Origin of the sequence: Sphingomonas sabuli (genome assembly GCF_014352855.1) — a bacterium.
GTDB classification, from domain to species: domain Bacteria; phylum Pseudomonadota; class Alphaproteobacteria; order Sphingomonadales; family Sphingomonadaceae; genus Sphingomicrobium; species Sphingomicrobium sabuli.
The window spans coordinates 2428206-2448231 of sequence record NZ_CP060697.1; the positions used below are offsets into that span (position 1 = coordinate 2428206).

Annotated in this window: 24 protein-coding genes and 1 pseudogene; 16 read left to right on the forward strand and 9 right to left on the reverse strand. The window is 66.3% G+C overall.

Going from position 1 to position 20026, the window contains the following annotated elements; genetic code table 11:
* Nucleotides 1-20: 20 nt before the first annotated feature.
* The 3 genes from H8M03_RS12115 to accB are packed head-to-tail and all read right to left on the reverse strand — an operon-like array spanning nucleotide 21 to nucleotide 3153.
* Nucleotides 21-1262 (reverse strand): MFS transporter, encoded by a 1242-nt coding sequence (locus tag H8M03_RS12115; RefSeq protein WP_187479674.1) that lies wholly within the window; start codon nucleotides 1260-1262, stop codon nucleotides 21-23.
* A 55-nt stretch (nucleotides 1263-1317) separates the two neighbouring features.
* Nucleotides 1318-2667, reverse strand: coding sequence for an acetyl-CoA carboxylase biotin carboxylase subunit (gene accC / locus H8M03_RS12120; RefSeq protein WP_187479675.1), 1350 nt, complete (start codon nucleotides 2665-2667; stop codon nucleotides 1318-1320).
* 3 nt (nucleotides 2668-2670) lie between these two features.
* Nucleotides 2671-3153, reverse strand: coding sequence for an acetyl-CoA carboxylase biotin carboxyl carrier protein (accB, locus tag H8M03_RS12125; protein ID WP_187479676.1), 483 nt, complete (start codon nucleotides 3151-3153; stop codon nucleotides 2671-2673).
* Nucleotides 3154-3326: 173 nt separating this feature from the next.
* On the opposite strand from accB, the pseudogene thiS reads away from it, so the two are divergent.
* Together thiS and H8M03_RS12140 are read left to right on the forward strand one after the other, a co-directional pair.
* Nucleotides 3327-4322: pseudogene (gene thiS / locus H8M03_RS12135) on the forward strand (sulfur carrier protein ThiS).
* Nucleotides 4323-4543: 221 nt separating this feature from the next.
* Nucleotides 4544-4825: a hypothetical protein gene (locus H8M03_RS12140; protein WP_187479677.1), complete on the forward strand. Its 282-nt coding sequence runs from the start codon at nucleotides 4544-4546 to the stop codon at nucleotides 4823-4825.
* Between the two features lie 11 nt (nucleotides 4826-4836).
* Here the strand turns inward: H8M03_RS12140 and H8M03_RS12145 are convergent, their stop codons facing one another.
* Nucleotides 4837-6201 carry a DUF2254 domain-containing protein gene (locus tag H8M03_RS12145; protein ID WP_246449260.1) on the reverse strand — a complete coding sequence of 455 codons (1365 nt, stop codon included), beginning with the start codon at nucleotides 6199-6201 and terminating at the stop codon, nucleotides 4837-4839.
* A gap of 43 nt (nucleotides 6202-6244) precedes the next feature.
* The gene (locus tag H8M03_RS12150; protein WP_187479679.1) at nucleotides 6245-7909 is read right to left on the reverse strand and encodes a thiamine pyrophosphate-binding protein; all 1665 of its coding nucleotides are present in this window, start codon (nucleotides 7907-7909) and stop codon (nucleotides 6245-6247) included.
* Between the two features lie 97 nt (nucleotides 7910-8006).
* On the opposite strand from H8M03_RS12150, the gene H8M03_RS12155 reads away from it, so the two are divergent.
* A complete protein-coding gene (locus tag H8M03_RS12155) occupies nucleotides 8007-8453 on the forward strand; it encodes a hypothetical protein (RefSeq protein WP_187479680.1) in 447 nt (148 codons plus the stop codon).
* A 13-nt stretch (nucleotides 8454-8466) separates the two neighbouring features.
* Here H8M03_RS12155 and H8M03_RS12160 read toward each other — a convergent pair whose 3' ends face one another.
* On the reverse strand, nucleotides 8467-8805 hold the full coding sequence (locus H8M03_RS12160; RefSeq protein WP_187479681.1) for an ArsR/SmtB family transcription factor: 339 nt from the start codon (nucleotides 8803-8805) through the stop codon (nucleotides 8467-8469).
* A 49-nt stretch (nucleotides 8806-8854) separates the two neighbouring features.
* On the opposite strand from H8M03_RS12160, the gene H8M03_RS12165 reads away from it, so the two are divergent.
* Both H8M03_RS12165 and H8M03_RS12170 read left to right on the forward strand, forming a co-directional pair.
* Nucleotides 8855-9304, forward strand: coding sequence for an SRPBCC family protein (locus tag H8M03_RS12165; RefSeq protein ID WP_187479682.1), 450 nt, complete (start codon nucleotides 8855-8857; stop codon nucleotides 9302-9304).
* A 38-nt stretch (nucleotides 9305-9342) separates the two neighbouring features.
* A complete protein-coding gene (locus tag H8M03_RS12170) occupies nucleotides 9343-9657 on the forward strand; it encodes an EthD family reductase (RefSeq protein ID WP_187479683.1) in 315 nt (104 codons plus the stop codon).
* A gap of 22 nt (nucleotides 9658-9679) precedes the next feature.
* On the opposite strand, the gene H8M03_RS12175 is transcribed toward H8M03_RS12170, so the two are convergent.
* Complete coding sequence (locus H8M03_RS12175) at nucleotides 9680-11209, reverse strand: MFS transporter (RefSeq protein ID WP_246448907.1); 1530 nt, start codon at nucleotides 11207-11209, stop codon at nucleotides 9680-9682.
* Nucleotides 11206-12633, reverse strand: a complete 1428-nt coding sequence (locus H8M03_RS12180; protein WP_187479684.1) for an NAD-dependent succinate-semialdehyde dehydrogenase — start codon at nucleotides 12631-12633, stop codon at nucleotides 11206-11208. Before H8M03_RS12180 ends, H8M03_RS12175 begins: the two co-directional genes overlap by 4 nt.
* Nucleotides 12634-12705: 72 nt before the next feature.
* Here H8M03_RS12180 and H8M03_RS12185 point away from each other — a divergent pair, with 72 nt between their 5' ends.
* From H8M03_RS12185 to H8M03_RS12835, 3 genes are read left to right on the forward strand one after another with little or no spacing between them, the layout of a single operon-like run.
* Nucleotides 12706-13005 (forward strand): SCP2 sterol-binding domain-containing protein, encoded by a 300-nt coding sequence (locus H8M03_RS12185; RefSeq protein ID WP_187479685.1) that lies wholly within the window; start codon nucleotides 12706-12708, stop codon nucleotides 13003-13005.
* A gap of 5 nt (nucleotides 13006-13010) precedes the next feature.
* Nucleotides 13011-13613 (forward strand): hypothetical protein, encoded by a 603-nt coding sequence (locus tag H8M03_RS12830; RefSeq protein ID WP_246448909.1) that lies wholly within the window; start codon nucleotides 13011-13013, stop codon nucleotides 13611-13613.
* 2 nt (nucleotides 13614-13615) lie between these two features.
* Nucleotides 13616-13960: an ACT domain-containing protein gene (locus tag H8M03_RS12835; protein ID WP_246448910.1), complete on the forward strand. Its 345-nt coding sequence runs from the start codon at nucleotides 13616-13618 to the stop codon at nucleotides 13958-13960.
* Here H8M03_RS12835 and H8M03_RS12195 read toward each other — a convergent pair.
* Nucleotides 13947-14912, reverse strand: a complete 966-nt coding sequence (locus tag H8M03_RS12195) for a hypothetical protein (protein ID WP_187479687.1) — start codon at nucleotides 14910-14912, stop codon at nucleotides 13947-13949. The genes H8M03_RS12835 and H8M03_RS12195 overlap by 14 nt on opposite strands.
* A 75-nt stretch (nucleotides 14913-14987) precedes the next feature.
* Between H8M03_RS12195 and H8M03_RS12200 the strand changes: the two genes are divergently transcribed.
* The 8 genes from H8M03_RS12200 (at nucleotide 14988) to H8M03_RS12235 (ending at nucleotide 20007) form a co-directional block, all read left to right on the forward strand.
* Nucleotides 14988-15695 (forward strand): CoA transferase subunit A, encoded by a 708-nt coding sequence (locus tag H8M03_RS12200; protein WP_187479688.1) that lies wholly within the window; start codon nucleotides 14988-14990, stop codon nucleotides 15693-15695.
* Entirely contained in the window at nucleotides 15692-16192 is a 501-nt protein-coding gene (locus tag H8M03_RS12205) for a YybH family protein (RefSeq protein ID WP_187479689.1), read from the forward strand. Before H8M03_RS12200 ends, H8M03_RS12205 begins: the two co-directional genes overlap by 4 nt.
* Nucleotides 16189-16497 (forward strand): hypothetical protein, encoded by a 309-nt coding sequence (locus H8M03_RS12210; RefSeq protein WP_222931880.1) that lies wholly within the window; start codon nucleotides 16189-16191, stop codon nucleotides 16495-16497. Before H8M03_RS12205 ends, H8M03_RS12210 begins: the two co-directional genes overlap by 4 nt.
* Nucleotides 16497-17132, forward strand: a complete 636-nt coding sequence (locus H8M03_RS12215) for a CoA transferase subunit B (protein ID WP_187479690.1) — start codon at nucleotides 16497-16499, stop codon at nucleotides 17130-17132. Before H8M03_RS12210 ends, H8M03_RS12215 begins: the two co-directional genes overlap by 1 nt.
* A gap of 2 nt (nucleotides 17133-17134) precedes the next feature.
* A complete protein-coding gene (locus tag H8M03_RS12220; RefSeq protein ID WP_187479691.1) occupies nucleotides 17135-17416 on the forward strand; it encodes a DUF6694 family lipoprotein in 282 nt (93 codons plus the stop codon).
* A gap of 2 nt (nucleotides 17417-17418) precedes the next feature.
* Nucleotides 17419-18303 carry an N-acyl homoserine lactonase family protein gene (locus tag H8M03_RS12225; RefSeq protein ID WP_187479692.1) on the forward strand — a complete coding sequence of 295 codons (885 nt, stop codon included), beginning with the start codon at nucleotides 17419-17421 and terminating at the stop codon, nucleotides 18301-18303.
* Nucleotides 18300-19091: an N-acyl homoserine lactonase family protein gene (locus tag H8M03_RS12230; protein ID WP_187479693.1), complete on the forward strand. Its 792-nt coding sequence runs from the start codon at nucleotides 18300-18302 to the stop codon at nucleotides 19089-19091. The genes H8M03_RS12225 and H8M03_RS12230 overlap by 4 nt, the downstream gene beginning before the upstream one ends.
* A 109-nt stretch (nucleotides 19092-19200) precedes the next feature.
* Entirely contained in the window at nucleotides 19201-20007 is an 807-nt protein-coding gene (locus tag H8M03_RS12235; RefSeq protein ID WP_187479694.1) for an N-acyl homoserine lactonase family protein, read from the forward strand.
* The last annotated feature ends 19 nt before the right edge of the window (nucleotides 20008-20026 follow it).

Genomic DNA, 20026 nt, shown 5'->3' on the forward strand with positions numbered 1-20026 from the left:
GCGCAACCCTTGGGAAGGTGTCAGGCGGGGCACAGCTCCGGGTCCGGAGCGATTTTCGGGATCGCGAAGATCCACCACAAGGCGCCGAACAGGGTAATGGCCGCGGTGAAGATGAAGGCGGCGAGATAGCTTCCGGTTGCGGTCTGGATGATCCAGCCGGTGAGGATCGGGCCGACGATCCCCGACGTGTTGCCGATGCCGTTGACCACGCCCACCCATGCGCCCGCCGAGCGGCCGGCAAAGGTCTGCGCGATGGCGTACATGGCGAACCCGCCGATGCCGCCGAACGCGCCGGCGGCAAGCAGCGCACCAGTCAGGACAGCGCGGTCGTCGGTCAGCCCGGCAACGAGGATCGCGCCGCCCAGTGCCGCCTGGTAGAAGACCATCATCGTTCGCCGGACGCGGCCGTCGTCCAGGCCCGACGCGACCAGCCGGTCGCTGAGCCAGCCCCAGAAGGGCGCGAACAGCGCCTGCACCAGGTAGACGGTGGTCGCCAGCGTGGTCATCTCGACGATCGTAAATCCGCGATTTTCAATCAGGAACAGCGGCATCCAGGCCAGCAGGAAGTAGAAAGGGTAGGTGTTGACGAAATGGGCGATGCCCATTGTCCACGCGCCGCGCTTGCGCGCGATGCGCCAGATCGACACCGGCATTTCCGCCCGCGCCCGGTCCGCGCTTTTCCAGTGCGGCTTGCTGGCGAAATGCCAGGGCAGCAGCCAGAGCAGAGTCAGGCCGCCGAAAATCCAGAAGATCGGCCGCCAGCCGTAGGTGGCGAGGATCATGCCGCCGGCAAAGGTGCCGAGCGCGGGGCCCAGCGCCAGCGCGGCGGCGAGCGCGCTGTTGGCGATACCGCGGCGGTGGGGCGGGACATGTTCGGCGATGATCTTGGACGCGCAGGGGAAAGCGACGCCTTCGCCCAGCCCGAGCAGCACGCGCATCACGACCAGCGCCGCAAGGCCGCCGACGAAGCCGGTGGCGAAGGTCGCCAGCGCCCACAGGGCAAGTCCGGCGGCGATCAGCCGGTAGACGCAGATGCGCGCGGTCAGCCAGCCGACGAAGAATTGCGCCGGCGCGTAGATCCAGGCGAAGGCCGACACCGCCAGCCCGAATTGTTCATGGTCGAGGCCAAGGTCCTGCCGAAGCTTGGGCGCGGCAATGCCGATCGCGCCGCGATCGACGTAATTGATGATCACGAACAGGGCGAGCAGCAGCGTCAGCCACAGCGCGTCGTTCCTGCGTGACCGGACGGCCTGAGTCGCCATCGCTTATCTCCCCCGCGCCGCACTGTGCCGAGCGGCGGGCGAAAAACAAGCGCGGCTAGGCCGGGTTCTTTTCCAGCCAGGCTTCGAGCCACTTGATGGTGTAATCGCCGGCCAGGAATTCCTCGTCGCGGACGATGCGCTGGTGCAGCGGGACGGTCGTCTTCATGCCTTCGACGACGAATTCCTCAAGCGCGCGCTTGAGCCGCATGATGCACCGTTCGCGAGTGGTGCCGTAGACGATCAGCTTGGCGATCATGCTGTCGTAATAAGGCGGCACGCGATAGCCGGTGTAGATGCCGCTATCGACGCGCACGTGCATGCCGCCGGGCGCGACGAAATTCTTCACCAGGCCGGGCGAGGGCACGAAGGTCTGCGGATCTTCGGCATTGATCCGGCATTCGATCGCGTGGCCGTGAAGCTTGATCTGGTCTTGGCGGCAGGACAGGCCTTCGCCGTTGGCGACCTTGATCTGTTCGCGGACGAGATCGATGCCGCTGATCATTTCCGTCACCGGATGTTCGACCTGCAGCCGGGTGTTCATCTCGATGAAGTAGAATTCGCCGTTTTCGTAGAGAAATTCGATCGTGCCGGCGCCGCGATAGCCCATTTCGGCCATCGCCTTGCTGACGATCCCGCCCATCCGCTCGCGCTCTTCCGCGCTGATGACGGGCGAGGGCGCTTCTTCCAGCACCTTCTGGTGGCGGCGCTGGAGCGAGCAGTCGCGCTCACCCAGGTGGATCGCCTTGCCCTCGCCGTCGCCGAACACCTGGAATTCGATGTGGCGCGGATCGGCGAGATATTTTTCCATGTACACGGTGTCGTCGCCGAAGGCGGAGCGCGCTTCCGACCCGGCCTGGCTCATCAGGCTTTCGAGCTGGTCTTCGGACGGCACCACCTTCATGCCGCGGCCGCCGCCGCCGGAGGCCGCCTTGATCAGCACCGGATAGCCGATGTCCGCGGCCAGCGCCTTGGCGTCCTCGATGCTGTCGATCGCGCCGTCGGAGCCCGGGACCAGCGGCAGGCCAAGCTTTTCGGCGTTGCGCTTGGCCTCGATCTTGTCGCCCATCGTGCGGATGTGTTCGGGCTTGGGCCCGACCCAGGTGATGTCGTGGCTTTCGACGATTTCCGCGAAGTTCGCGTTTTCCGACAGGAAGCCATAGCCCGGGTGGATGGCGTCGGCGTGGACGATTTCCGCGGCCGAGATGATGTTGGGGATGTTGAGATAGGATTCGCTGGCCGCCGGCGGACCGATGCAAACGGTTTCATCGGCCAGGCGGACGTGCATCGCATCGGCGTCGGCGGTCGAATGGACGGCAACGGTGCGGATGCCCATTTCGTGACAGGCGCGATGGATTCGAAGCGCGATCTCGCCGCGGTTGGCGATCAGCAGTTTCTGGATGGCCATGGCTTAGCCGAGCGTGACCAGCGGCTGGTCGAACTCCACCGGCTGGCCGTTTTCCACCAGCACCGCCTTGACGGTGCCGCCGTGCGGCGCGGTGATCGGGTTCATCACCTTCATCGCTTCGACGATCAGCAGCGTGTCGCCGGCCTTGACCGTGTCGCCGACGCTGACGAACGGCGCGGCGCCGGGCTCGGCGGCAAGAAAGGCGGTGCCGACCATCGGCGAGCGAACGCTTTCGCCGTCAGGCTCGCCGACCGGCGTTTCGTCGTGCATCGGCGGCGCAGTCAGCAGCTGCGGCGCGGCCTGCGGGGGCGCGCTGGCATAGACCGGCGCTGCGGCGGCGGCCGGAGCGGCGCGCTGCACCTTGATCTTGCGGTCACCGTCTTCGACTTCGATTTCGGTGAGATTGTTGGAATCGAGAAGTCTGGCAAGCTCGCGCACCAGCCTGGTGTCGATGCGCATAGCGTCGTTGCCGTCCTTGTCAGCCATTCATGGCTCCTTGCTTGATACTGCCCGCGGCGAGGTTGCCGCAGGCCACTTGCAGAGCTTTGCCGCCGCGTCCAGCCCGCACCGCGCCGCTGGCATCGCGGGGACAGGCGCCTATATGGGCAGTCGTGGATGTTCAACGTGCCAGCGCTACCGGTGAAACGGCTGAATCGCCGATGATTTCCGTGCAGGTCAACGGGGAGCCGCGCGCGTTCCCGGCGGGCAGCACCATCGCCGCCATGCTGGAAGGCATCGGCATCGATCCGCGCAAGGTCGCGGTCGAACACAACCGGTCGGTCGTCCCGCGCTCGACGCTCGGCACAGTCGAAGTGGCCGATGGCGACGCGTTCGAGATCGTGCATTTCGTTGGAGGAGGCTGAGTGAACGCGCCCCAGGCCATGGCCGCCGATAGCTGGACCGTTGCCGGCCGCACCTTCACCTCGCGGCTGATCGTCGGCACCGGCAAATATAAGGATTTCGCGGAAAACGCCGCGGCGGTCGAAGCGTCGGGGGCGGAAATCGTCACCGTCGCGGTCCGCCGGGTCAACATCGCCGATCCCAAGCAGCCGAAGCTGACCGACTTCATCGACCCGAAGAAGGTCACCTATCTGCCCAATACCGCGGGCTGCTTCACCGCCGACGACGCGGTGCGCACGCTGCGCCTGGCACGGGAAGCGGGCGGGTGGAACCTCGTCAAGCTGGAAGTGCTGGGCGAGGCGCGAACGCTGTATCCCGACATGCGCGAGACGCTGAAAGCGACCGAGACCCTGGTCAAGGAGGGGTTCGAGCCGATGGTCTATTGCGTCGACGATCCCATTGCCGCGAAGCAGCTGGAAGAAGCGGGCGCGGTGGCGATCATGCCGCTGGGCGCGCCGATCGGGTCCGGGCTGGGCATCCAGAACCGGGTTACCGTCCGGCTGATCGTCGAGGGCGCGGGCGTGCCGGTGCTGGTCGATGCCGGAGTCGGCACGGCGAGCGATGCGGCGGTCGCGATGGAACTGGGGTGCGACGGCGTGCTGATGAACACCGCCATTGCCGAGGCCAAGGAGCCGGTGCTGATGGCGCGGGCGATGAAGGCCGCGGTCGAGGCCGGGCGCCTGGCCTATCTGGCCGGACGGATGGGCAAGCGCCGCTATGCCGACCCCAGCAGCCCGCTTGCCGGACTGATCTGACCCGCCGCGAATCGGGACGCTGACGGCCCGAGTCGCCGGCCGCGGAAGACCGCCGATTTTTCTACATGCCAGGGAAGAAGGGATCGACTCCGCAACGGAGGCAATCCTTTCGAAGTAGCGTGGGATTTCAGTCCGTTACGGATTCTGATTAACTTATGATAAGTGCGGGGCGTGGGCAGTATCGCGGCGTAACTAAATCCTTGCTTATCAAGGAGTAGAAGATGCGCATTGATCCGATGCCTTCCGAGCGCCTCGAACAATCCGGCAGCGAGTTACATTCGGTGCTGTCGGTCCAGCCCCACCAGCTGGAAGCCATCAAGAACCCTTCGGCCCCGTTGGCCGATATCGTCGCCGCGGACACGTTCAACAGCGAAACCGTCGGTCGCCCGATCCGGCGCTGGGCGCGCGACCCGCGGCTGGCGCGGACCGTGAACGACGTGCTGGCACGCGATCCGGGCCGCGAGAAACCGCGATCGCGGCTGGAACGCCTGCTCGGCCGATGATTTGGTGCGCGCTAGGCCGCGGCGTCAGCGCGGCGGTCTAGCGCACGGCCGATCGCCCGCCGGCAGTCGCGGGCGTTGGCGTCCAGCCGGGCGAATTCTTCCGCGGCCAGCTTGTCCTTGGCCAGTTCCATCAGCCCATCCACCTGATAGCGGACGCATTGCAGCTGGTCTCCGGTGCGGCAGCGGCCGGACAGGCTGGCGAGCATGACGATGGTGTGGTCGGCGGCGATGAGGTCGTGCGCCACGTAGGAGCGGACCGCGCCGAAGCCGCGCTGCATGACGTCGCCGAAGGTCACTTCGGGCATGATCACGCGCAGCACGCCCTCTGCGTCCAGCCGGTAGCGAGACGCGGCTTCGCGGCCCGCCATTTCCGCCGCGCCCGCGGCCAGCCAGTCGATGCAGGTGCGAGCGGTGAACGGATCGTTGACGCCCGACGACATGGCGCGAGCGGCGATGTCGACCAGTTCGTCGATCAGGAAGTGCAGGTCCTGGAACGGCGTCCGCAGGTTGCCGACGCTGTAGCAATGGCGAAGCGCGCGGTCCGCATCCTCGCTGACCCGGTCCGCCGGGGCGGCGAGCGCGTAGGGACGGCCCGAGTAGACGAAGTCGCCCGGTGTCCGCAGCAGGCAGACGACAAGGTCGTGGCGGCACGCCGTTTCGACCAGTTCGTCGATGTCCATCGCCTGGATGTAGCCCGATTCCTGCGCCCGCACCGCGGCGACATCGTCGCCGCGGCCGAGGAAGCGTTCGATCTCGCTGTCGAAATCGGGCAGCGGCTTGTCGTCGTCGTCCGGCAGATGGTCGGAGCCGGCGGGAAAGGTCTTGCCCATCGCCCGCACCAGCCGCCGCCCGATCCGTGCGGCGACATGGTTGACGTGGATGCTTTCGGGCACGTGATGGACGAAATAGATCAGCACCGCGATCGAGCAGGCGGCGAATACCATCGCCAGGAACACCGCCAGCTGGGGCACGAAGATGGTGTCGCCGTCGTAGATCGTGCGCAGCACCATCAGCGAATAGAGGAAGGTGGCGATGAAGGTGCCGAGCGTCACCTGATTGCCCCGGTCCGACATGAAGTTGGTCAGGATGCGCGGGCCATATTGGGTGGCGGCGTAGGAAATGGCGACGATGGTGATCGAGAAGACGACGCCGGCGACGGTGATCATCGACCCGGCGATCGCCGACAGGACCGAGCGCGCGCCTTCGGGTTTCGACTTCTGGTACCAACTGAGCTTCTCGAACAGCTCCCCGGCCGGGGTGGTGTCGAGCCAGATCGCGGTCGCGCCGAGCAGGATCGCGCCAATCGCCATCAGGCTGGGCACGAACCAGTAGCTCCACCGGACCGCGCGCCAGAATTGCAGGATCGGAAGCCGCATCTTCAACAGACGAACCGCGGCGCGAATGGTGCCGCGCGGCGGGTCAGCCCTTACGTGCCTTGTCGCGTAGCGCGCTGATGGTGGTGGCGTTGCTGATCTGTTCGACGTCGGTCCTGCAATGGATCAGGCGAATGCCCTTGCGCCCGATTGCGTCGTCGAGTGCGGGCGCGAATTCGGCGGTCGTCGCGATGCTCGCGGCCCAGCCGCCGAACGCCCGGGCAAGCGCCGCGAAATCGGGATTCTCCAGCCGCGTGGCGCTGATCCGTTCGGGATAGTCGCGTTCCTGGTGCATGCGGATGGTGCCGTAAGCGCCATTGTCGACGAGGATGACGATGAGGTCCGCGCCATATTGCGCGGCGGTCGCCAGTTCCTGGCCGTTCATCAGGAAATCGCCGTCGCCCGCGACCGCGACCACCGTGCGATCCTTGAAGCGCAGCGCTGCGGCGACCGCGGCAGGAACGCCATAGCCCATCGTGCCCGACGTCGGCGCCAGCTGCGTCGGCATCGGCCCGTAATGCCAGTAGCGATGCCACCAGCCGGAAAAATTGCCGGCGCCGTTGCAGACGACGGTGTCGGCCGGAAGCCGGTCGCGCATCGCCGCGACGCACGGGCCGAGGTCGAGCGCGACGCCGTCACGCGGTTTGGGGTCGGACCAGTCGAGCCATTGCCGGTGCGCGTCTTCCCCGGCGGCGAAGCGGGCAAGGTCGTCATCGTCCCAGCCGTCGACCATTTCCGCAAACTCGCCCATGTCGGCGCAGATCGGCAGGTCCGTGTGATAGACGCGGCCAAGCTCGTTCGGGTCGGGGTGGACGTGGACCAGCATCTGGCCGGGATGATCGGGCGTGACCAGAGTATAGCCGTCGGTGGTGCTTTCGCCGAGCCGGGTGCCGACGGCGAGGATCAGGTCGGCGTCGCGGATGCGCTGCTGCAATTGCGGATTGGGGCCGTAGCCGAGCTGGCCGGCGTAGACGGGGCAGTCGTTCGGGATCGCGTCCTGGCGGCGGAAGGCGGCAGCAACCGGCAAGCCGTGGCGCGCCGCGAAATTGGCGAAATGCGTGGCCGCGCGCGGGCTCCAGTCGGCGCCGCCGACGATGGCGACGGGCGCCGCGGCGTCCTTGAGCAGTTCGAACAGCGCCTGGATTGCGCCGGGGTCGGCGGCTTCGGCCACCGGCGGAACGCGTGGGCGGTCGACGGCGTGCACTTCGTCGCGCAGCATGTCTTCGGGCAAGGCAAGCACGACCGGGCCGGGGCGGCCGGCGGTCGCGACACGATAGGCGCGGGCGACATATTCGGGGATCCGCCGCGCATCCTCGATCCGCGCGGCCCACTTGGCGATCGGGCCGAAGAAGGCCGGAAAATCGATTTCCTGGAAGCCCTCGCGATCGCGGTCGCCGCGCGCGACGTCGCCGATGAACAGGATCATCGGGGTCGAATCCTGGAAGGCGACATGGACCCCGCCGCTGGCATTGGTCGCACCCGGGCCGCGCGTGACGAAGGCGATTCCGGGGCGGCCGGTCATCTTGCCGTCGGCGTCGGCCATGTAGGCGACCCCGCCTTCCTGGCGGCAGACGGTGACGTCGATTTCCGGCGCGTCGTGGAGCGCGTCGAGGACGGCGAGAAAGCTTTCGCCCGGAACGGTGAAAATGCGGTCGCAGCCGTTGATCTTCAACTGGTCGACAAGGATTTGGCCGCCGGTGCGCTTGGTCATGGCGATGCGCGTTAGCCGCTTCCCCTCGACCGGCAAAGAGTGCATCCATCGGCGATGCCCCGTCGGGGTGTCCCGGGGCAGGGAAAAAGGGGGTCGTATGAAGGGGACTCTTGCATTCGCGGCGGCAGCGCTTGGGCTGGCCGTATCATCCGTTCCGGCAGTGGCGCAGGCGCCCGACCGGTCGGTCACCGCGGAATATTATTACCGCATCAAGTGGGGCAGCGCCGCGGAGTTCAAGCAGCTGTACGAACGCAATCACGCGCCGATCCTGCGCGAAATGCAAAAGCAGGGCTTCATCCTCGGCATGGAGGTGGAGGAACCGTTCACCCATCTTGCCGGCGGCCCGCGCTGGGACCTCAGGGTGACGATCCGGATGCGCGATGCGGAAAGCGCGATCGGGGTCGGGGGGGAATTCGACAAGGCGGTCGCGGCGACGACCAAGCGGCTTTACCCGGACAAGGAGAAATTCCTGGCCGAGGAAGCGCGCCGCTTCTCGCTGCTTGAGGAGCATTGGGACGTGATCGTCGCCAAGGTCGAGCCCTAAGGCGGTCCGTCCGTCAGCGGCCGGTCGGCGGCGTTTCCAGCTTGTGTTTCAGCCGTGACAACATGTTGACCGCATAGGCCGCGTGGGGGCCGATCCACCGTTCGTGAATGTCGTGGATGGGCAGGGGGTTGAGGTGATTCCAGCGCTCGCGCCCGCGGCGCTCGACGTTCACCAGATCGGCCGTTTCCAGCACCTTGAGATGCTGCATCACAGTGCAGCGGTCGATGTCGGCGCACAGGTCGCACAGGGCGCCGGTGGTTAGCGGCTGGTCGCGCAGCGTGTCGAGAATCGACCGCCGGGTGGCGTGGCCGAGCGCCTTGAATACGGCGTCGAACTGGTCGGCGATTGACATGTTATAAAACTATAACATATCTCGATGCGACGCAAGGAGGCGAGTCGCGATGGACCCGACGTTTTCCGTTTTCATTTTCGTCGACCGGCCAGTGCACGAGGTGTTTGAGGCCGTTGCCGATCCGGACAAGATGTCGCGCTATTTCACCACTGGCGGTGCGCAGGGGCGGCTGGAAACGGGCGCGACCGTGACCTGGGATTTCCACGACTTTCCCGGCGCCTTTCCGGTTCACGTCCGGCAGGTCGTGCAGGACGAACGCATCGTCTTCGACTGGCAGGCCAACGAGCCGGGCGCGGACTATCAGATCACCGTGACCATGACCTTTGCGCCGGTCGATGGCGGGCGGACCAAGGTCGGCATTTCCGAAAGCGGTTATCGCGCGTCCGACGCGTCGGTAAAGGCCAGCTATGGCAATTGCATGGGCTGGTCGCAGATGCTCGCCGCGCTGAAAGCGTGGGTGGAGCACGGCATCAACCTGCGCGAAGGCGCCTACAAATAGGCTGACGGCCCGTCCGAAAAGCGGTAGCGGGCGTCGCCATGTACATCCTCACCATCACCTTCGCGAACAGCACCGGCGCGACTTTCGACTTCGACTATTTCCGCAACGACCATCTGCCCAAGATCGGCAGGGCGTTCGGCCCCTATGGCCTTGGCTACGCCAGCGTGCTGCGCGGGGAAGAAGGCGTCGACGGGAAGGCGCCGCCCTATTTCGCGACGGTCATCCTGAGCTTTCGCGAGGAATCGGGCGCCCGCGATGCGCTCGCTTCCGGCGACGGCCAGGCATTGCTCGACGACATGGCCGCCTTCACCAACACCAAGCCGGTGCTGCAATTCAACACGCCGGTGGCCTGACGGGCCGGTACCGGCGCGCCGGTCAGGTGCCGGCTTCGAGTTCGCGGAGCGATCGTCCGCGGGTTTCGCGCCCGGCATAAGCCACCAAGCCGATCGACAGAGCCATCGGTCCGGCAAGGACGAGGGCCGCGCTGCCTAGCGTCGGGAGCAGTCCGGCCAGTGCGAATGCCTGCACGGCGACGCCCCCGACCTTGCTCGCACCGGCGACCAGGCCGGTCGCCCGGCCGCGGCCGCCAAGCGGGTAATTTTCCGCCGTGTAGGGCAGCAGCACCGCGATCAGGCCGTTGGTGCCGATGACCAGCAGCGCGATGACCAGCACCAGCAGCGGTTCCCATTGCAACAGGGCCGCGGGCAGCAGCGCGCCGACCAGGCCGGCAAGCGTCAGCGCGATGGTCAGCGCCAGCGTCCACTTGCTGCTCCAGCGGCTGTATAGCAGGGCGACGACGGCCAGCGTGGGCAGCGCCAGCAATGCCGACTTGGCGATGATCCCGCTGGCCAGAGCCGCGCTGAACCCGCGGTCCTGCAGGTCGGTCGGAAGCCACAGCAGCAAGCCGAAATTGACGAAGCTCCAGGCGAGGGCGGTGATGACGAGCGCGGCGGTCAGCTGGCCGTGGCGCTGGGTCGCGACCGCCGCGTCGGCGGGGGCCGGCGGTTCCTGCCGCCTCACGATCCCGAACTTGTGCGCCATCGCTTCAAGCTCCCGCTCGCGACCCTGTTCGAGGAGGAAGCGCGGGCTTTCGGGGATCAGCCGGGCCAGCAGCAGCAGCGCGATCCCGGTCGGGAAGCCTTGCAGCCACAAAGCGCGCCAGCCGTAGATCGGTTCGAACAGGTGGGCGGCGCCGCTGGCGACGAGATAGCCGCCGACGAGGCCGAGCCCGCCGACCAGGACGAGCACCCAACTGCGGTGCCGTGGCGGCATGATTTCCGCCAGCAGCGTATAGACCACCGGCAGCATGCCGCCCGCCGACACGCCCATCAGGAAGCACATCAGCAGATTATATTCGAACGCCGGCATCGCCCCGCAGACGGAGGTGGCGACGAACAGGATGGTGGACAGAAGGATGGTCGAGCGGCGGCCGTACATGTCCGCCAGCCAACCCCACAGGAAGGAGCCGATCGTCGTGCCGGTCAGGGCGACGAAGGGGAGCCACGCCGCACTTGACCGGGCAATGCCATATTCCTGCGCCAGCCCGGGAATGACGAAGCCCAGCGTCGCCGGCTTCATCACGTCGATGATCAGGCCCACGGTGAGCACCAGCAGGACCAGTGCGTGGTGGCGCGTCAGCGGCGTGGTGTCGGGCGCTTCGTATAGCGTACCAGCATGACTGGAGATGCCGGTGCGGTGGCGCGGCAGTGCACCGAGGATCGCCAGCGGAACGCCGGCCAGGATCATCGCCATGCCCGCCCACATGCCGGCGTCCATCGGCATTCCGGCAAGGTGATTGCCCATGCTGTGGGCCATCGCCAGCATCGGCAGGTGCAGCGCGACGCCGGCCGCGATGAGGACGCAGCCGAACGGAAAAAGCAGCGCCCGGCGGTGCGCGGGGCTCACGCCTGGTGGATCGCCTTCACGACCTGGTAGGTCTCAAGTCCTTCCTTGCCGCCTTCGGACCCGAAGCCGGATTCCTTGACCCCGCCGAACGGCGCGTCGGCGATGGAAATGGCGAAGGTGTTGATGCCCACCATGCCCGCCTCGATCGCGTCGGCGAGCAGGTTGGCGCGGCGGCCGTTCTCGGTGAAGGCGAAGGCGGCGAGGCCGTAGGGCAGGCGATTGGCCTGTTGGATCGCTTCATCGAAATCCTTGAACGGGCGCGACACGGCGACCGGACCGAACGGTTCATTGTTCATGATGTCGGCGTCCAGCGGCACGTCGGCAAGCAGCGTGGGTTCGAAGAAGAAGCCGCTGTCGCCGCGATTGCCGCCGGCAAGGACCCGGGCGCCCTTGTCGCGGGCGTCGTTGACCAGCGTCTCGATTGCTCCCGGCCGGCGATCGTTGGCGAGCGGCCCCATCTTGGTGTCCGCGTCGAGGCCGTTGCCGATCTTCACCCGCTTGGTGCGCTCGGCGAAGCCCTTGATGAAAGCGTCGTAGATGCCTTCCTGCACGTAAAAGCGGGTCGGCGAGACGCAGACTTGCCCGGCGTTCCGGAATTTCTGCGGGACGACCATGTCGAGCGTCTTGTCGAGGTCGCAATCGTCGAAGATCAGGACCGGCGCATGGCCGCCAAGTTCGAGCGTGATCTTGGTCACGTTGTCGGCGGCGAGCTTCATCAAATGCTTGCCGACCGGGATCGACCCGGTGAAGCTGACCTTGCGGATGGTCGGCGAGCCGATGAGGTGCTTGCTGACCATGTCGGGGGCGCCATGGACCAGCTGGAACACGCCCTTGGGCAGGCCCGCGTCGTCGAGCGCGCGGGCGATGGCAAGCGTGTTGCCGGGCGTTTCCTCCGGCGGCTTGGAGATGACCGAGCAGCCGGCGGCAAGCGCCGCGGCGACCTTTTTCGCCAAGAGGTAAATGGGGAAATTCCACGGGGTGAAGGTGGCGACCGGACCGACCGGTTCGTGCATCACCCGGCTGAGTTCGCCCGGCGGGCGGACGAGGACTCGGCCATAGTCGCGCTTGATCTCTTCCGCGTACCAGTCGAACAGCGAGGCCGCGCCGAGCACTTCGCCGGTGCTCTCCGCGATCGGCTTGCCCTGTTCCTGAGTCATCGTGCGGGCGATGTCGGCCGCCCGTTCCTTGAGCAGGCTTGCAGCCTGGTGCAGGATCGCGCTGCGCTTTTCGACCGGGGTCGCACGCCACACGGGGTACATGCGACGGGCCGTGTCGAGCGCCTCGTCGAGGTCGGCTTCGGTGGCCATCGGCAGTTCGGCGATGCTGTCGCCGGTGACCGGGTTGATAACCTGGAAACTGTCGCGGCCTTCGCCCGTGCGCCAGCTGCCGTTGATGAAGAGTTTGAGGTCGGCTTCGTATCCCATGGTACGGCAGATAGGCGCGCCTTGATGCGCCCGCAACGCCTCGCTAGTCCTGCTGACAAAGGAGAAAGTAAGATGGACAAGGCCGAGCTCGTTTCGAAGATGCAGGAAAACCAGGCCTGGGTGCCGGGCAAGACCGTCAAGCTCGACTTTGGCGACAAGGGCGTGATCCTGCTCGACGGCGTCAACCAGAAGGTCAGCGAAGATGACGGCGCGGCCGACACCACCATCAAGACCGCCTGGGAAGATTGGGAAAAGATGGCCTCGGGCGAGCTCGACGGCATGACCGCCTTTATGACCGGCAAGCTCAAGATCGAAGGCGATATGTCCAACGCCATGCAGCTGCAGGGCGTGCTCGCCAAGCTGAAAGGCTAAACGCCGTGCGGCTGGTTCTTGCAGCAGCGGTCGCTATCGCGGTCGCGGGTTGCGGACGCGGCGAGGCGGACAATGTCATCAGCAACGAAGGCGGCGGCAACGTCGCGCTGAGCGAGATCGACGCGCCGCGCGGTCCCGACGTTGCGGCGACCACCGACGACAGCGGCATCGCCCGGGCGATCGCGGCCAAGCTCGCCGACGACGGGGGCGTGTCCGACAATGCGCGCTGGTTCGTCGCGCGAACCGACCTCAACGGCGATTCGAGCGACGAGGCCCTGGTGTACCTGGTCGATCCGATGATGTGCGGGACGGGCGGCTGTTCGCTCTACGTGCTGGCGGACGGCGGCAACGGGTCGTGGACGGTCACCGATACCATCGGGCCGTCGCAACTGCCGGTCTACAAGCTGGCCAGCGCCACCGGCGGATGGGCCGACCTTGGCGTGGCGATCCGCGGCGGCGGCGCCGGCAATGCATTGATGAAGGTGGCGCATTCCGGCAGCAACTATGCGTCCAATCCGACCGTCGCGCCGGCGACCGAAACCACGCCCAGCGGCGCGACGCTGCTGATCGCCGACGATTACGACAAGGCCGTGCCGGTCCCGAGGTAGGTTTGGCGGAACGCGATCTCGGCCGGTTGCTCGCGACGCTCGATCCGTACCTGTCGGACGAGCGCTTCGAGTTTGCCGAGGGGGAGGACGTGGACGGTTCGGCTTTCGCCGTCATTCGAGAGGCTGAAGGGCCGGGCGTGATCCGGGCGGCGCCGGACGGAAGGTGGGCACGGATTAGCCTCGGGGTTCACTCCAGCCTCGAGGCCGTCGGACTAACCGCCGAGCTGTCCCGGCGGCTGGCCGAAGCGGGGATTAGCGTGAACATCGTCGCCGGCCTTCGCCACGATCACCTTTTCGTGCCCTGGGACAGGCGTAACGAGGCGGTTGCCTTGCTCAGGCGCAACTAGGGTTGGCGCGCGCGGTTTCGAGCAGCGGGCCCAGCGCGAAGTCTTTCGGATAGGCCGAGCGCCAGGCTTCGCCGCACGCCTGCAGCAGCATCACCTCCGCAGCGCCATAGGGATAAACGGATTCGCGGGCCTTGCCGGGCAGGTCGGGCTTGCGCAGCGCGTCGAGGGTCGCGGCTTCAAGCCGAGCGGTGCCGTCGCGCACATCCTGGCGCGGATACCATTTGCCGAGCCTGATCTCGGTCCAGCGAGCGACCCCTTCCTGCCACAGCTGCAATTCGAAATAGCGCCAGTTGCGCTCTCCCGCTGCGGCCGCCAGCGCCTTGCGAGCGGTCAGGTAATCCGCGAGCGCCGCGCCGAACCCGGGAGTCGCGCGGGCCGCCACAGCGTCGGCCAGCTTGTTCGACGCCGCGTTGAACGCGGTGTTCACCGCCGGGTCGTCATAGGGAAACTTGTAGTTGAGGATCCACATGCCGGTCTGATCGCCGTCGTGCAGGTCGAGCGCGTTGATGCGGTCGAAATAGCCGGGCAGCGCATATTGCCACTGGTGAAAATGTTCGTGAAGGATGGTGCGGACCCAATTGGCCTCGGTCCGGTTGGTGGTTTTGGGCGTGCCCATCACGATCACCGACGGGGGGCCGAACAGCGGCATGGCGGCCAGCAATGTGTTCGGCATCCCGCTGCGTGGGCGCGTGAAGCGTTTGCAACCGGTTGCCGCGTCGGCGCCTGCCGCAACGAACCCGTCGGGCACCTGGTCGCGGCAGAGCAGGCTTTCGGTCTTTTCACCGACTAGCAGGAAACCGAACGGCGCATCGCCATAGCCGGTCCAGACCTTCTCCCCCTCGGTGCGGGAAAAGTCGCGCACCTGCGCAAGATGCGGGCCGACGTCCAGTTCGGCCGGCGCGGCCGCTCCCAGCAACATCGCGGCGAGCGCGCTTGCTAAAGCTGTTCTCATCCGTGGCTCCCCCCGATGCCATCGGCGTTGATTTACCGCCGCCGCACAGACTATCGCCTTGCGGCAGGAGGATCGATGAAAAAAATCTATGATAGCGCGGCGGCGGCGCTCGACGGACTGCTGCGTGACGGCCTGCTGATCGCGGCCGGCGGATTTGGCCTGTCCGGCATTCCCGAACGGCTGCTCGACGCGATCCGCGACAGCGGGGTCAAGGACCTGACCTTCGCATCCAACAATGCCGGCATCGACAATGAAGGCATCGGCAAGCTGCTGCGCACGCGGCAGGTGAAAAAGATGATCAGCTCCTACGTTGGCGAGAACAAGGAGTTCGAGCGCCAGTTTCTGTCGGGCGAGCTGGAAGTGGAATTCTGTCCGCAGGGCACGCTGGCCGAGCGCATGCGCGCCGGCGGCGCGGGCATTCCCGGCTTCTACACCAAGACCGGTGTCGGCACGCAGGTCGCGGAGGGCAAGGAGGTCAAGGAATTCGGCGGCGAGGACTATATCCTGGAGCGCGGGATCTTCGCCGACCTCAGCATCGTCAAGGGCTGGAAAGCGGACGAAAGCGGCAACCTCATGTTCCGCAAGACGGCGCGCAACTTCAACCTGCCGGCCGCGACCTGCGGCAAGGTGTGCGTTGCCGAAGTCGAGGAAATCGTACCGGTCGGGAGCCTCGATCCCGACTGCATCCATCTGCCGTCGATCTACGTCAATCGGCTGATCCTCGGCGCGCCCTACGACAAGAAGATCGAATTCACGACCACACGGGAAAGGGAAACGGCATGATTGGATATGCCATTGCACTTGCGCTCGCCGCGCTTCCGGCCACGCCCAACCCGCAGGCCGATGACAAGGTCGCCATCAACACCGCGCTGAACAAGGTCTACGGCGCAATATCCGGCCCGGTCGGCGCGCCGCGCGACTGGGACGCGATGCGGGCGATGTTCACGCCCGACGCGCGCCTGTACGCAGCCGGGAAAGACGGCAAGCTCGGCGGCGGCACGGTCCAGGATTACATCGACCGCAGCGGCAAGTTGCTGATCGAATCCGGCTTCACCGAGACCGCGCTGGTCAACCGTATCGAAGCGTATGGCGACGTGGCGCAGGTCTGGTCGTCCTATGAAGGGCGTTTCACCGCCGACGGGAAGCCGAAGAGCGTTCGCGGCATCAACAGCTTCCAGCTGCATCGCCAGGCGACCGGCGAATGGAAAGTGCATTCGATCCTTTGGCAGTCGGAACATGCCGACCTGCCGCTACCGCCGGACATGGTGGCGCCCAAGTGACGCTTTCGGCCGGCGACCTCGATAGCGACCTGGAGACGATGGAACGCGACCGGCTGATCGCCGAGGTGCGCAGCCTGCGGGCGGGAATCCGCGAGCATCGCGATTCCTCCGGTCACCAGCTTTGCTGGCATCACCCCGCGTTGTGGGGCTTGCTGCCAGAGCGGGTGGAGCCGGCCATCGCGGTGCCCGAATGGCCGCAATTCCTGCGCGGGTGCCTGGCCTATCGCCAGTCGCTGGACGAACAGCGGCCGGATGCCCCGCGCACCAATTCTGAATTTGCCAGCAATGATCGGAAGAACGACTGATGCCTTGGGATCGTAACCAGATGGCCGCCCGCGCCGCGCAGGAGCTTGAGGACGGCTATTACGTCAACCTTGGCATCGGCATTCCGACGCTGGTCGCCAACCACGTGCCGGCTGGCATGACCGTCACGCTGCAGAGCGAAAACGGGATGCTCGGGATCGGCCCGTTTCCCTATCCGGACGAGGTTGACGCCGACCTGATCAACGCCGGCAAGCAGACCGTCAGCGAGCTCGACCAGACGAGCTATTTCGACAGCGCGCAAAGCTTTGCCATGATCCGCGGCGGGCACATCGACCTTGCCGTGCTCGGCGCGATGGAGATCAGCGAGAATGGCGACATCGCCAACTGGATGATCCCGGGCAAGATGATCAAGGGCATGGGCGGGGCAATGGACCTGGTCGCCGGGGTCAAGAAGATCATCGTCGTGATGGAGCACGTCGCCAAGAGCGGGGACCCGAAGTTCATCCCGGAATGCACCTTGCCGCTGACCGGCAAGAACGTGATCGACATGATCATCACCGACCTGTGCGTGTTCCATCGCAAGGACCATGACAGCCCGTTCCGGCTGATCGAACTGGCGCCCGGCGTCACCGCGGACGAAGTCGCCGAGAAGACGACGGCGAAGTACGAGGCGTAAACATGCGTGTCGCGGTCCTGCTGGCATGCGCGCTGGCCGGTTGCGGATCGAACGAGCCGACCGTCATCGACGGATCGTCAGCGCAGGCGTTCGAGGCGAGCGTGAGCCGGGCGCGGGAGGATTTGCCCGACGGCGACCGGATGACGTTCGACCGGGCGATCCGCACCGTCGGCGGCCGCTGGATGGGCAATCCGGACCCGGACAAGGCGGCGCGGGTTACATTCAACGGGATGACGGCGGCGGAGATCGTCGCCGACCAGGAAGCGCGCGAAACAGGAGGATGAGGATGAAGCGGATAGCGATGGCGATGCTCGCCGGGGCGGCGGCGATGGTTGCGGGATGTTCGGTATCGCAGGACGGCAGCAATGCGGCCGAGTCCAACGAGGTCACGCCGACCGCGGTCGATTCCTCGTCCGCCGCCACGCCGCAACTGACCCTGTCGCGGCTGGACTGCGGCACCATCGAATTTCAGGACATGAACGGCTTCTTCTCCGATCGGCCGGGCGTCTATCCGCCGGGGCCGGGCAAGGTCACCGATAGCTGCTACCTGATCCGCCACGGCGACCAGATGCTGCTGTGGGATACCGGCTTGCCGGCGGCGACCTTGCAGGAGCCGGTGCAGGACAACGGCATGAAAGGTGCGCTGACCGTGTCGCTGGCCGATCAGCTGGCCAAGGGCGGGCTGAAACCGGCGGACATCGACATTGTCGGTATCAGCCACATGCACAGCGATCATACCGGCCAGGCGGCGGAGTTTTCGCAGGCCAGGCTGCTGATCGGCAAGCGCGACTTCGACCAGACCGCGGGCAAGGACGATCCGTTCGGCCCGTGGCGCGGCGCGGGCAAGCCGGTGCAGGCGGTGTCCGGCGAAACCGATATCTTCGGCGACGGCAGCGTGGTCGCGCTGTACCTGCCCGGCCATTCGCCCGACCATCTGGCGTTGCGCGTGAACCTGGCGAGCGGGCCGGTGCTGCTGACCGGCGACCTGTATCATTCGACCATCGCGCGCGAGAAGCGGTCGCTGCCGGGCTTCAACACCAGCCGCGAACAAACGCTGGAATCGATGGACAAGTTCGAGGCGCTGGCCAAGCAGACCGGCGCCAAGGTCGTCATCCAGCACGAGCCCGCCGATATCGGCAAGGTGCCCGCTTTCCCGCAGGCGGCAAAATGATCGGCCTGGTCGCAGCTGCGCTGCTCGCCGCGGCCCCGGCCGACCGGCCGCAGGTCGAATTGTGGCGGCTCGATTGCGGTTCGATCGAAGTCGATCTTGGCGATTTCTCGGACACCGGCCTGTACGCCGGGCAAAAGCGGACGCTGGCGGCCAGCTGCTATCTCGTTCGCAACGGCGACCGGTACCTGCTGTGGGATACCGGCATGGACCGGGCGTTAGCCGGCAAGCCGAAAAATTCGGACGGCGAAGAGCTGAAGCGGTCGATCGTCCAGCAGCTGGCCAGCATCGGCCTTAAATCGTCGGACGTCGATTTCGTCGGGATCAGCCATTATCATTACGACCACACCGGCCAGCTTCCGGACTTTCCGTCCGCCACCCTGCTTGAAGGCAAGGCCGACTGGGCGGTTATCCGCACTTGGCCCAAGGCCGAACCACGGTATCGCCACTGGCTGACCGGCGGTGGGAAGTTCGAAGAAGTGGAAGGCGACAAGGACGTCTTCGGCGACGGCACCGCGGTGATGCTCAACCTGCCGGGGCATACCGAGGGGCATCACGCGCTGCTGGTGAAACTGGCGAGCGGGCCGGTGCTGCTGTCCGGCGACGAATACCACTTTCACGAAAATCGCGACGTCGGGGGCGTACCCAGCTTCAACACCGACCGCGCCGACACGCTGGCGTCTCATGACCGCTTCGAAAAGCTGGCCAGGAACATCGGCGCTCGGGTCATCATCCAGCACGAACCGCGCGACATCGCCAAGCTGCCGCCGTTCCCCAAGTCGGCGCAATAAGCGGAAATTCGACCGGCGCGCAGCGGCATTCGGCAAGCCGCCGGATCAGGCGGTGACGGCGGGCCGTCGTCGGGCGTAAGCTGCGCCAGGCGCATTGGGGAGGGGGCGGATGAAGGTTTTGCTTGCGGCACTGGCACTGGCCGTCGCGGCCGGCGGCCAGGCGGCGTCACCGACGGACACCCCGGCCAAGATCAAATTGTGGCGGCTCGATTGCGGGCGGCTGGACGAAAACGCCGCGCGCAAATGGGCATGGCAGAAGGTGCCGACGCCGGCGCCCTGTTTCCTGGTCGCGCACGGCACCCGTTACCTGCTGTGGGACAGCGGCCTTTCCGTCCGCGCGCTGGGCAATGCCCACCCGACCGCCAAGCTCGACCGAACGATCGCCGACCAGCTGGCCCAGATCGGCATCGCGCCCGAACAGGTCGAGTTCGTCGGGATCAGCCATTATCACGGCGACCATACCGGCCAGGCGTCGAAATTCCCGCGGGCCAAGCTGCTGATCGGAGCCGGCGACTTTGCCGCGCTGAAAACCACGCCCGCGCCGGGCGGCGCGGCGCCGCCTCACCTGCAGCCATGGCTGGACGGCAAGCTGCCGGTCGAGGCGGTGGTCGAGGACCATGACGTGTTCGGCGACGGCAGCGTCACCATGATCCCGACGCCCGGCCATACGCCGGGCCATTCGGTGCTGCTGGTCAATCTGGCGACCGGGCCGGTGATCCTCGCCGGGGACCTGTGGTTCAGTTACGAGGACATGGTGCGCGGCGCGATGCCGCACTTCAATTCCAGCCGGGCGGAAACGCTGGCCTCGCGCGACCGGATCAGCCGGCTGGCCGAGAAGCTCGATGCGGTGGTCGTCGTCCAGCACGATCCCGCCGATGTCGTGAAATTGCCGGCCTTCCCCAACGCCGCCGAATAATCGCCGGAGACCCGGCCGA